Annotated in this window: 10 protein-coding genes and 1 pseudogene; 5 read left to right on the top strand and 6 right to left on the bottom strand. The window is 62.0% G+C overall.

Annotation, left to right across the window (positions count from 1 at the left end):
- Nucleotides 1–44: 44 nt before the first annotated feature.
- From ABID44_RS16245 to galE, 3 genes are all read right to left on the bottom strand, one after another.
- Nucleotides 45–1130: an acyltransferase family protein gene (locus ABID44_RS16245; protein WP_354152753.1), complete on the bottom strand. Its 1086-nt coding sequence runs from the start codon at nt 1128–1130 to the stop codon at nt 45–47.
- Nucleotides 1131–1184: 54 nt separating this feature from the next.
- Nucleotides 1185–3110, bottom strand: a complete 1926-nt coding sequence (locus ABID44_RS16250) for a GumC family protein (protein WP_354152754.1) — start codon at nt 3108–3110, stop codon at nt 1185–1187.
- Between the two features lie 89 nt (nt 3111–3199).
- Nucleotides 3200–4195, bottom strand: coding sequence for a UDP-glucose 4-epimerase GalE (galE, locus tag ABID44_RS16255; RefSeq protein WP_354152755.1), 996 nt, complete (start codon nt 4193–4195; stop codon nt 3200–3202).
- A 314-nt stretch (nt 4196–4509) separates the two neighbouring features.
- Here galE and ABID44_RS16260 point away from each other — a divergent pair, with 314 nt between their 5' ends.
- Both ABID44_RS16260 and ABID44_RS16265 read left to right on the top strand, forming a co-directional pair.
- Nucleotides 4510–5628, top strand: coding sequence for a hypothetical protein (locus ABID44_RS16260; protein ID WP_354152756.1), 1119 nt, complete (start codon nt 4510–4512; stop codon nt 5626–5628).
- 268 nt (nt 5629–5896) lie between these two features.
- Nucleotides 5897–6361 carry a Ros/MucR family transcriptional regulator gene (locus ABID44_RS16265; RefSeq protein ID WP_354152757.1) on the top strand — a complete coding sequence of 155 codons (465 nt, stop codon included), beginning with the start codon at nt 5897–5899 and terminating at the stop codon, nt 6359–6361.
- Between the two features lie 172 nt (nt 6362–6533).
- On the opposite strand, the gene ABID44_RS16270 is transcribed toward ABID44_RS16265, so the two are convergent.
- On the bottom strand, nt 6534–7976 hold the full coding sequence (locus ABID44_RS16270) for an NAD(P)/FAD-dependent oxidoreductase (RefSeq protein WP_354152758.1): 1443 nt from the start codon (nt 7974–7976) through the stop codon (nt 6534–6536).
- Between the two features lie 217 nt (nt 7977–8193).
- On the bottom strand, nt 8194–8766 hold the full coding sequence (locus tag ABID44_RS16275; RefSeq protein WP_354152759.1) for an NADPH-dependent FMN reductase: 573 nt from the start codon (nt 8764–8766) through the stop codon (nt 8194–8196).
- 371 nt (nt 8767–9137) lie between these two features.
- Here ABID44_RS16275 and ABID44_RS16280 point away from each other — a divergent pair, with 371 nt between their 5' ends.
- The 3 genes and pseudogenes from ABID44_RS16280 to ABID44_RS16290 all read left to right on the top strand — a co-directional run.
- Nucleotides 9138–9692, top strand: coding sequence for a TetR/AcrR family transcriptional regulator (locus ABID44_RS16280; protein WP_354152760.1), 555 nt, complete (start codon nt 9138–9140; stop codon nt 9690–9692).
- Nucleotides 9693–9939: 247 nt separating this feature from the next.
- Nucleotides 9940–10341 (top strand): (R)-mandelonitrile lyase, encoded by a 402-nt coding sequence (locus tag ABID44_RS16285; RefSeq protein WP_354152761.1) that lies wholly within the window; start codon nt 9940–9942, stop codon nt 10339–10341.
- A gap of 29 nt (nt 10342–10370) precedes the next feature.
- Nucleotides 10371–10624, top strand: a pseudogene (locus ABID44_RS16290) (aldo/keto reductase); the annotation flags it as partial.
- Nucleotides 10625–10821: 197 nt separating this feature from the next.
- On the opposite strand, the gene ABID44_RS16295 reads toward ABID44_RS16290, so the two are convergent.
- Complete coding sequence (locus ABID44_RS16295) at nt 10822–11769, bottom strand: xanthine dehydrogenase family protein molybdopterin-binding subunit (protein WP_354152762.1); 948 nt, start codon at nt 11767–11769, stop codon at nt 10822–10824.
- Between the last annotated feature and the right edge of the window lie 98 nt (nt 11770–11867).

An 11867-nucleotide genomic window follows, 5' to 3' on the forward strand; every position in this document is an offset into this window, starting at 1 on the left:
CGGTGTGGAGTTTTCGGAAGCGGCTGCGGCACACGCTCGGAGCCTCATGCCGCTCCTTGAACCGCGAGTGATGGCTTGCCGGGCAGCCGCCTGCGGCAGATGGCGATCACGGGACGCTCGACGAGAAGGTGCGCGAGGCAGCCGCAGGCGACGGTGCCGGCAAAGACCAGCAGGTAAATCAGTTCCGGCGACAAGGGCAGGTAAGCCGAAAGCCTGATGAAGATTTTGCCGGTCAGTCCGAGAAACGCCAGATGGGTGAGGTAGATCGAATAGGAGGCATCGCCGATAAGATTGAACAGCCGCAGCCCTGACGGCCATTGTCCGCCGGATTCCAGAGCGGCGGCCCCGGCGATCAGGAGCCCGAACGAGATTGCGTAGACAGGCTGGGCCGAGCCATACGGCACCCCCCCTTGCTCAGCCAGATAAATCGCGGCGAACATCACAAGACCGGCGGGAAACGCGCATTTGACGATGGCGGGCCTACCGTGCTTCCAGCCGAGGTAAGCCAGCATTCCGGCGAGGAAGTTCAGGTTAAGCGGAGAAAGATAGGTCGTCCACGGCGTCTGCTCATGGTAGTCGGGATGCTCACCCAGCACCACGCAAGCCACCATCCAGAGTCCGAACACCATGATGCCTGCTCGCCGGCTGGCGATCAAGAGTGCAAAAACGAGGTAGAATGCCAGCTCATGGACCAGCGTCCATGCCGGTGCGATCGGAAACGTGAGGTTGTCCAGCCGGACCAGCGTGAAAGTGGAAATCCACTGGCTGAAGGTTTCGGGAATGGTGGCCGAGGCGCCAAATCCCATTGCGACCAACAGGCAGAACACCCCGACATAGACCCAGTACACCGGAAAGAGCCGCACGAAACGCCGCGTCAGATAATTGCGCAGGCGATGCGGCTGTCCGATGTCGTGACCATGGGCGAAGATGATGATGAAGCCCGACAGCACGAAAAAGAAATCGACACCGAGATTGCCGCGCCGGGTATAGTCCGTGAACAGCTCCTGACCCAGATAGCGGGGCAAAGCCATCATTATCGAAAGATGGAACGCGACAACCGCCATCGCTGCAAGACCTCGCGCCTGCTGCAATGAATTAAGTTGCACCTGACCGTCCCTCTTCTGCTTCATCAGAATCATGAATGTCGTTCTGTTCTCCGCAGCCTCGTTGCCTGGACGGACCGATCACGCCACCTTGTCGAAGTGGTTGTCCTGCCCGGCGGCGACAAGCGAAACGGCCACCGCCCCTTCATTGGACAGGGCCTGCGCCATGCGCTGTTCCTGCGAACCGGCCGTGTCGCCGCCAACCACAAGCGCCGCCTTGCGCGTCAGCTCGGCGGCGGTGCGGGCGGCGAGGCCATGCTCCGTCTCCAGTTCGCCGATATTGACGACGACATCGTCATATTCAGCCGCCACCGCCTCCAGCACATTGCACACGGCGTCTCGCGAAAGCCTTGCCAGCGCCTGCGAGCGGCCGGCGTTGAGCGTGTGCAGGCCGCTCTCATGATCCGCCTTCACCGCACCGAAAGCCGAGACCTCGCCCAGCGCGATTTCGGCGAACCCCGGATCGGTTTTCGGCGCGTCGGCGGCAAGGTCGACGAATATGGCGCTACGACCGCGCGTGAGGGCGCCATGCGCCAGATCGAGAGCGCCGCGCCTGGCCATTTCAGGCTTGCCGAGCGTCGTCACCAGCATCAGGCCGTTAACGATCGTGTCGGCGCCCTTGCGCGGCACCAGCGGGACGGCCTGAGGTCCGCGTCCCAGAAGACCCGCGAAGAAATCGCGCAGGATCGCGGCGAGAATGCCGATGAACAGGCCCATCACGACGGCTGCGATCAACATCGGGACCTTGGGGGGAAAAGAGGGCGAAACCGGTACGGCAGCCTCGGCGATGACGCGCGCGGTGCGCGCGGTGATGCCTTCCTGCTGCGCCGTCTCCTGCGCGCGCACGAGGAAGGATTCGTAGACCAGACGGATCGATTGCGCCTCGCGCTCCAGTTCGCGCAGCCGGATCAGGTTCTCGTTGGTCGTGAAGGAATCTTCCCGCGCCGCCTGCAAGGCGGCGTTGATGCTGTTCAGCGCGTCGATCGCGATCCTGTTGTCGTCGCGCGCGGCCGCCACCAGCCGCCCGCTTTCCTCGCGGATCGCCGTCTCGGCCTGCGCCACTTCCTGCATGGCGGCCGTGACACGCGGATGGCGCGGACCCAGGACGTTTTGCAGATCGGCGAGCCGCTGGCGGGCGTCCGCCAGCCGCGTGCGCAACGCGCCCATCGCGCTTCCGGCATCGGCGGCCGTGGCGCCGACATAGCCGCGGGTGCGCAGTCCTTCTTCAAGCACCTGCAACCGGGCCGTGGTTTCGTTGACGCGGGCAAGCGCCTCCGACTGGCGCACGCTGAGGTCTGTCAGCCTGCGGTCACCGAGAAGCTGCCCCTCGGTCTGGGATATGCCGTGCTCGCGCTTGAAGGTCTCGACGTTTCCTTCCGCCTCATTGAGCTGCGCCTGCAATTCAGCGAGACGGCCGCGGATGGCGGTGCTGACATCGCGTACGGAATTGGCCGCGGACGAGATCTGGTCGGCGACATAGGCCTGTGCGATCGCATTGGCGAGCCGCGCCGACTTGGCGGCCTCTTGCGCGGTGACGCTGATCTCGATGACATAGGTGTTTTCACGGCGCGAGACCTCGAGGGCCCGCGCCAGGCCTCCGAGCGCCGCATCGAAGGCGCGGTGCGGATCCGTGACGTCGCCGGCGAATTCCGGGTCTGTTTCGAGATGAAGATCCCTGACGACACGGCCAAGGACAGTCTCGGACGCGATGACCTCGATCTGGCTGTCGACCAGCGCCATGTCGCCGCCAACGCCTTGCTGGATGATTTCGTTCTGCACGATGCGTTGCTCGCGCGGATCGATGAGAATGCGGGAAGTCGCGCTGTAGCGCGGGGTCGTCGCCGACAGCGCAAACCAGGCGATCACCGGTAAGGCGACAAGGCAGACGAGAACCGTCCACCGGCGACGCCACAGCGTCTGGCCAAGGCCGTAAAGATCGATCGTGGAATCGATCCGGCGACCCGGCGTCGGGTTGCGATCAGGCCTTTCGCCTGAGAGGGTTGCCATGCGCAAGGGCTCCGAAAGCGATCGCGGCACTTTGCCGGATGGTAAACAAGTGATGCGCAAACAGGCTTAAAATCAGGTTAAGCCGGTAGTCAGCCGCGCGCTGAATTCAGGGTCTGCAGGCGTCGCTCCCATGCCAGCGCGTCGGCGACGATGAGATCGAGATCGTCGCGCTGTGGAGCCCAGCCAAGCTCATGACGCGCCAGATCGGAGTTGGCGACCACCGAAGCGGCGTCGCCGGGACGGCGCGGGCCGTTGCGCACATCGAAGTCGCCTCCATGCACCCGGCGCACCGCCTCGATGACCTCGAAGACCGAATAGCCGTGGCCGTAACCGCAATTTGCGATGATGCTGTCGCCGCCGGCCCGCAACCGTTGCAGGGCCAGCCGATGCGCCCGCACGAGATCGCTGACATGGATGTAGTCGCGCACGCATGTGCCGTCGGCCGTCTGGTAGTCGGTGCCGAAGACCTGCATGAAAGGCCGCTTGCCCAGCGCCGTCTCGCAGGCAACCTTGATGAGATGGGTGGCGCCGGGCGTCGACTGGCCGGTGCGTCCGTTCGGATCGGCGCCGGCGACGTTGAAGTAGCGCAGGGCCGTGTAGCGGAGATCGTGCGCTTCCGCCGCATCGCGGAGCATCCATTCACTCATCAGCTTGGAGCGGCCGTAGGGAGATTCCGGATCAAGCGGCGCATTTTCCTTCACCGGCTCGATTCCGGCGCCGCCATAAACAGCGGCCGTGGACGAGAAGATGAAGTTGCGCACGTTTGCCTGCACCGCCGTTTCGATCAGCGTGCGTGTCTTGCAGGTGTTGTTCTGGTAATAGGCAAGAGGGTCGGCGACCGATTCCGGCACCACGATCGAGCCCGCGAAATGGATGACGGCATCGATCGCGTGCTCGCGGATCAATCCGCCGATCAGATCCGTGTCGGCTACATCGCCTTTGACGAGCGACGCCTCGGGCGCAACCGCCCAGTCGAACCCTTTGGAGAGGTTGTCGACCACGACAACCCGTTCCCCCGCATCCAGCAGTTCCCACACCATGTGGCTGCCGATATAGCCGGCCCCTCCAGTCACCAGAACCGTCATGTCGCGCCCTGCCCTTGTGTTTCAATTCCTGCCTGGATAGCCGCCCGGACACTGCCGTGAAAGCCTGCCGAGGCCGGCTACAGTCCTGAACAACCTCGCATCTGCACGGCTGTTATCCGACCGAACTGTTACAGCTCCGTTTACCCGATCTTGATGCTCCGTGAATAATAAAGGCTCGGGTTGGGGAAACCAATGTCACACTCCTGGGCTTTCGGGCAGACGACAGGGACAGCAACTGGCTTTGTTCGCCGTTGCGGCTCCATCACTGCTGGCGTGACCGCCCCGGAACCGGAGCAACCTGAAGGGAGCCGGATTTGAGCGCGATCCGTTTTCTTGAGGAACGTGACCTCCCGGTCATCGCCAACATGATGCATCGTGTTTTGCGCAATGGAAAGGGCGATGCGCCGGCCGCGCTGCAAGACTATATGCGCGGCTTCTATCTTGAGGGGCCGGGCTGCGGCGATGATCTGGGATCGCTCGTCCATGTCGATGATGACGGAAAGGTTTCCGGCTTTATTGGCGTCCATATATTGCCCATGATATATCAGAATCGGCTTTTGCGAGCAGCGATCAGCGGTTCCCTCATGGTGGAGAAAGGCAACCGCGATCCGATGGCGGGAGCACGCCTCCTGAAGGCTTTCGCAAACGGCCCTCAGGACCTGTCCTTCAGCGAAACTGCCAACCATATGTCCACGCAGATGTGGACGCGCCTGCGTGCGACGCCCGCTCCCCAATACAGTCTGGACTGGATCCGGATCATCCGGCCGTCCAGCTTCGTCCTCGACATGGCCAGCAAACGGATTGGCCTGGCGGGATTGTTCAGGCCGTTCGCCTCCGCCGCCGACAGGCTTTACCGGAAGCGACTGCCGGCCAGACGGGTTCAGTGGGCGGCGACTCCGGCGGAAGGGCTGGCTTCGCCGGGAATGCAGGTGCGCGAAATCGACCGCGACACCTTCACAAGTCTTCTCGAGCCCCTGACGGCCCACTTCGCGCTCAGGCCGCGATGGGCGGACATGCCGCTCGCCCATATGCTGGAAGATGCAGCGCAGAAGACCGGTCAGGGAAACATGGTGCTTGCCAGCGTCACTGCTGCAAATGGCGCGCCCGTCGGAGCGTTCGCCTACTATCCGCAGAAAGGTTCCGTGGCCCGCGTGCTGCAGGTGCTGGCCCGGCCCGGACAGGAAGGAACGGTCATTGATTGCCTGAGCGATCATGCCGCAGCGCGCGGCGTCGCCGCCTTGCGCGGGCGCAGCCAACCCGCCCTGCTGACCGCAATGCTGGTCAGGCGCATTGCCTTCCTGCCTGCCACGACCACGGTCGTCCACTCCCGCGATCCGGAGATTTTCCAGGCGATGCTCAACGGCCAGGCCTTCCTCAACGGCCTCGCCGGCGAGGAATGGAGCCGGCTCATCGGAGGCCGCTTCGACCGATAGGCGGTTTGGCGGGACTTCTCGCCCAGCCGAATTCCGTCACGCCGAAGCCGTCCCGGCAGATGGTGGGCGCAAACCAATAAACTCATCATCGTTGGCCTTGAAAGCTTTGCGAGCTCAATAAGAGGGTATGGCGGGTAACCAGAACCGCCTTCTGGAGTTACGCAAAGAACATGGTCCCGACACGGGAGAGAAAGCTTTTCTTGCGCTCCCTGCAAAACTCATGTCATAGCAGCGCGGGGTGGATAAATGCCCTCTACAGGAGTACATCGTGACAGAACCCGCGGAAAACAGACAGATTGAGCTTGTCGAACTGACAGCCGATCTTGTTTCAGCCTATGTGTCGAACAATCCTGTCCCAGTTTCCGACTTACCCGCACTGGTCGCGCAAGTTCACCAGTCGCTAAAAAGCCTCGCCGGCGCCATCGAGGAAGCACCGCAACAAGAAAAGCTTGCACCTGCCGTGCCCGTCAGGAAGTCGGTGACGCCGGACCATATCGTGTGCCTTGAAGACGGCAAAAAGTTCAAATCGCTCAAACGACACCTTGCGACCCATCACGGCATGACCCCAGAGGAATATCGGGCGAGGTGGAACTTGCCCGCCGATTATCCGATGGTGGCCCCGGCGTATGCCGCCGCACGTTCGCAACTGGCGAAGGAGATGGGGCTTGGGCGCAAGAAGCAGGAAGAAGCGCCCGCGCCTGCGAAGAGAACGCGCAAGAAACCAGCCGCCTGATCGGCTGACGCCCTTATCTGAGAGGGCTTCGCTTCCGATTGCAAAAGGCTCCGTCTTCGCCCGGAGCCTTTTCTTTTTGCTTCACTCGAACCTGCCGCTGCGCTGGCCTCGGCATTGTTTCGGCCAAGGCGGGATCGACATTGCGGGCCCAGTAGCCCGCGACATCGGCCGCTCAATGCCGGAAGACGAATTCCGAGCCATCGGTGAAGCGATCGAAGCGATAGATGGACGGATCGCAAGTGGTCTTCTCGCCAGCGATCATTTCCGCGATCATCTGCCCGGAAGCAGGCCCTGTGGTCAGGCCGTTGCCGGAGAAGCCGGTGATCAGGAAGAGCCCTGGGAAATCCGGAATGTCGGTCACGAATTGTGTCGAATCCGGCGTTGCGTCGATCATACCGGCCCATTCCTCCATGACCACGGCCTTCTCATATTGCGGGAACGCACGACGCAGATTGGCGAGCGCCACATCGTTCTCGTGGCGGTCAACCTCGGCTGAAAGCATGCGCACCTGCTCGAACGGCGTGACCTCGTCATTCGTCCAGCTCGATTTCATCCGCAGCGACTCGAAGAAGTCCTTGCTCAGGCGCACTTTGACCAGGCCTCCCGAATATTTCAGCGTTGGCACGAAATCGAACAGGTAGCGGAAACTGTCCCTGGTGATCGGGGCCGTGCTCATACCGACGCCGACCGAAGTCCCGCCGTCCGCTTGCATGCGCCAGGCGAAGTCCGGCCCGTATCCGGCTCCCGGCAGCGCACCCTCGATGCGGCTCAGCCGCTGCATGGAGGAGGCAAGCGCCAATTGCGGGACCCGCACGCCGATATTGCCGGCAAAGAGCGAACTCCAGGCGCCGCCCGCGATGACGACATGTCTGGCCTTGATGTAGCCCTTCTCGGTATGGACGCCCGCGACCTTGCCGCCCTCGCGCTCCACGGACCGGGCCGCGCAGGGCGCGACGATCTTCACGCCTTCGCGGATGGCGCCCATAGCGATTTTGGAAACGGAATAGTTCGGTTCGGCCGTGCCGTCGCTCGCCTGGTAGAGCGCCGCCTTGAACCTAGAGCCAGCGCCGGGAATGAGCGCGTCGAGGTCGGTGCCGGTAACAATTTTGGCGTCCATCTGCGGCTGAATCTCGAGTGCCGATTTCAGCCAGCCGCGATGCATTTCGAGTTCCTCGTCGGAGCCCATTATCGAGAAGTTGCCGGACTGGCGAAAGCCGATATCCTCGCCGAAGCGCGCCGCAAAGCCCTGCCAAATGGTTTTGGACTGGTTGGTGAGTTCCAGCTTGCCGAGATCCCAACCATTGGAATAAATCCAGCCAAAGGCCCGGCCCGACTGCTCGCCGGCCACGACACCTTTTTCGAGCAGAACGGTATTGAGCCCTTTCTCATTCAGAAAAAGCGCTGCGGAAATGCCGGCGATGCCGGCGCCGATGACCACGACATCGGCCTCTGCCGGCAGTTCGGTGAGCGTCTGCACCGGCAAAGCGCGGGGGATGGCAGAGTTTATTTGCCAGCCGCGGCCGGACATGAAGCCGACGCCGACCCCGGCGCCGATCGCTGCGCCCGCGACACCGCTCCCCGCGCCGAGGATGAAGTTACGTCTGGAGACGGCCATGAAAGCTCCTGTGTTCTCAACTCCGGCGGGTGGCCGGAGACGCTTGAAACCTGGATGACCATCGTTATTCGACTGGCCAGTCTGAAATATATAAGACCAGTCAGTCGGAAATCAAACCGCAAAAATTCACCGGGGAGGCTGAACCTCAATTCCTTGAAGCTGCCGTCCCCGCCCGCCGAGTGACGGCGTTATGACACCACGTAGCGCCGGGCAGGAACTAGGCGTTCTTCGGCAGGACCGAGCGCACCCTTGCGATGAAGACATGGAAATCCTGCATGAAGGCGCGAAGGAAGTCGGCCGTGCTGTCGTTGGTGACTTCCCCGTCGTCAGTGACCAACCCCGGCGTGAACTGGATATAGGCTTCAGGGGCATTCATCTGCGGGGAGTTGCAAAAACCCAGCACGCTGCGAAGGTTCTGCTGGGCGACGGCGGTGCCGATCGCGCCTGGCGAGGCGCCAATCACCGCCGACGGTTTGTGCGTGAACGAATTGGCGCCATAGGGGCGGCTCGCCCAATCGATCGCGTTCTTCAATCCTCCCGGGATGGAGCGGTTGTATTCAGGGGTGACGAACAGCACGGCGTCGACTGCGGCAATCGCCGCCTTGAACGCCTTACCAGCCGGAGGGAAGTCGGCGTCATAGTCGTAGCTGTAGAGCGGCAGATCCTTGAAAGATATCTCCGACATTTCCAGCTCCGGCGGGGCCAGGCGCACCAACGCCCTGGCGAGTTTGCGGTTGATCGATTCCTTGGCGAGGCTGCCGATGAAATAGCCGACTTTGTGCGTGGTCATTGCAGTATGCTCCTGCTGTCACAACGATTGGTCTCAAAGAGACGACGACTGCCAGTATGAGTATTGGCCTGCCCGTGCCGCTTGTCACGACATCCTTTCCGCCATCGGTAGCTTTATCCTTTCAATCGTTCGGTCGGGATAAGCGGGGAGCGCGCGGAAAGCGCACGGCGGTCAGCCGTGTCCAGAGACCGCCCACCTCCGCGAATGCCGGCTGATATATGTCGATAGCCATTGCGCCGAAGACGGTGACCGCTCCTACAATGATGATGAGCGGAACGGACCTGAAAGGCCCTGCTCTTGTCGGGGGAAGGCCGGCCGAATAAAACTGGCCAGTCGAAAAATGGCTGACCAGCCAGAAAGAGGAAAATTCCATGGCGCGAAAAAAAGAGATCGACCCGGACCGGATCCTCGACGCGGCGGACGCTCTCATTCTGGAAACCGGTGGGCGGAACTTCACACTGGACGCGGTCGCGGAGCGCGCCGGGATCAGCAAGGGCGGTCTCGTTTACAGTTTTGCGACCAAGGACGCTCTGGTGGCGGCCGCGCTGGAGCGGGAGATGACACGGTTCCAGACGGCCGTGGACCAACGTGTAGGCACACCCAAACCAGCGAAGGATCGACAGTTGCTGGCCCATGTCGAGGAAGCTTTGGCCGAGGATGATTCACTCGCCCGGCAGGCGGCCTTCCTGATGGTCACTCTGGTTCATGCCCCGGATATGATCGGCCCGGCGCGTGATTTTTACCGAAGGCTGTTCGAACTCTTCGAGCCGGACACATCCCATGGCCGCGATGCACGACAGGCGATTCTGGCCGTCGAAGGGCTGTTTCTTCTGCGCGGGCTGGGTCTGTACGATGTACAGCTCGAAGAGTGGAAAGCGGTTCTCAAACATGCCGGACAAACGATCAGGAACGGGCTTCGAGCTTGATGCAGTCGAAGGTTGAATTCAATTCGATCTTCTGGACAGCGGACGCAGCGATCATCGCGGCTTCAGGCCGAACTCATCAAAAAGCAGCCGTCCGTTTATGGCCTTGCAGCCGTCCATTGTGCGACGAACGAAGGTCTGCTTCGAAATGAAACGGGCCTGTTCTATTTGTCGGGCAGGACAGGCGCACGCCACTTCGGACATCGCCTTTATCGTCGTTTTCGTTGCACCGAACCAAAGGAACTCGCTTATGCAAATCACCAAGGCAGGCACGACCCCGTCCGCCAAAGGGCCGGCAGATTATTTCACCGGCTCCGTTCGCATCGACGCGCCGTTTCAGGCGCAGGCGCCTGCCCGCGTCGGCGGAGCGACCGTGACCTTCGAGCCTGGCGCGCGCACCGCCTGGCACACGCATCCTCTCGGGCAGACATTGATCGTAACAGCCGGCCTCGGCTGGGTGCAGCGGGAGGGCGGCGCCGTTGAGGAAATCCGGCCCGGCGACATCGTCTGGTTCGAGCCTGGGGAACGGCACTGGCATGGCGCAACCGACAGGACCGCCATGACCCACATCGCCATAGCAGAATCGCAGGACGGCTCCCCGGTTACATGGCTGGAACAGGTCTCGGAGGATCAATATCGCGGCCGGGCATGACCGCTCAATCCTGGAAAGGGAACAGTCCCATGCAACCACGTGAACTTGGAAAGAGTGGGCTGAAGGTTTCGGCCCTTGGCTATGGCTGCATGGGCCTGCGCTACGGCTATGGCCCCGGTGTCTCGAATGACGACGGCATTCGGATAATCCGCGCTGCATAAATGAAGCCCTCGTCGGCGAGGCGCTCGCGCCCGTCCGGGACGGCGTGGTCATCGCCACCGAGTTCGGCTTTCAGGATGGCGGCAGTACGAAAGGTCTGGATTCCCGGGCCGGGCGTATCCGTCCGACGAAGCAGGAACTCTGACCGTTCCCAACCCCCAAAAATCTCGCGACGGGACGCAGTTCGGATATAAGCCATCCTGCATGCCGTCCGACGCCCTCGGGGTCGGCAAACTGTTGGGGATAGCAGCCGATAAGCCCTGAACGCCTGCGGGTGTGGTGGGCGCCGGCGTCGTCGGCGCACTCACCACACACGACGGTTCAACGGCGTAGCCGAGCGCTCCCGCAATTGCCAAAGGAGGATTGGTTCTGGCGATCACGATCGATCGCGGCCAACACGCGTTCGGGCGTAGCGGGCACTTCAAAAACGCGGGAGCCCGTGGCGTCGCGGATGGCGTTGAGGATGGCCGCGGCGGTCGGAACCAGCGACGGCTCTCCGATGCCCTTGGCGCCATACGGCCCCGCACTGGCGCGTTCTTCGATGAATGTCACGTCGATTGGCGGCACGTCGCATGATGTCGGCAGCAAATAGTCATGGAAATTTTCCGTCTTGCCGGGGACGAAATCTTCAAACAACGCCTGCCCGATGCCCTGGGCGATCGCCCCTTCAATTTGACCTTCCAAAAGCGTCGGGTTGACCATTCGCCCGACGTCATGAGCCGCGGCGAACCCCACCACCTTGACGTAGCCCAGTTCAAGGTCCACCTCGACCTCGGCGATTTGCGCACCGAATGCGTAAACGGCGTAGGGTGAGCCTTGCCCGTTTTCTCCCAGCGACGTTGTGTCGGGATCAAAGGTTTCTTCGGCCATCAGGACGTAGCCAAAATCGTTTTCGGGCATATCTTCCAGGGAAATTGTGCGAATCTCGCTGTCGCCGTGAACCACGATGCTGCGGTCGCGGATCTCCAAAGTAGATATGAGGTTACCATTCGATAGTCGCAATATCTCAGCTCGGAGAGCTTCCCCCGCGAGTTGCGCAGCCTTTCCCGTCACGAACGTTTGGCGCGATGCGGACGTACGGCCGCAGTCGGGCGTCAAGCTCGTGTCCGCGCCGACAATCGTCAAGCTATCGATCCCGACCCCCAGCGCATCAGCGAAGATCTGCGGTATGACCGTGTTCGAGCCTTGCCCCGCGTCGACAGCGCCCTGGTGAAGAACAACCTGACCGTCGCGTTTGACGCCGCACCGGATCGTCGAAGGATTGGCCATGGCTGTCAATGACCGTGGAATCGGGACCCTGCGTTTTCGCGTAAAAGGGCCCCCGGCTTGAGCTGATGAAGGGCACACCGGTTAGCGCCCGATCAGGC

The organism is Aquamicrobium ahrensii (assembly GCF_040545755.1).
Classification (GTDB): domain Bacteria; phylum Pseudomonadota; class Alphaproteobacteria; order Rhizobiales; family Rhizobiaceae; genus Mesorhizobium; species Mesorhizobium ahrensii.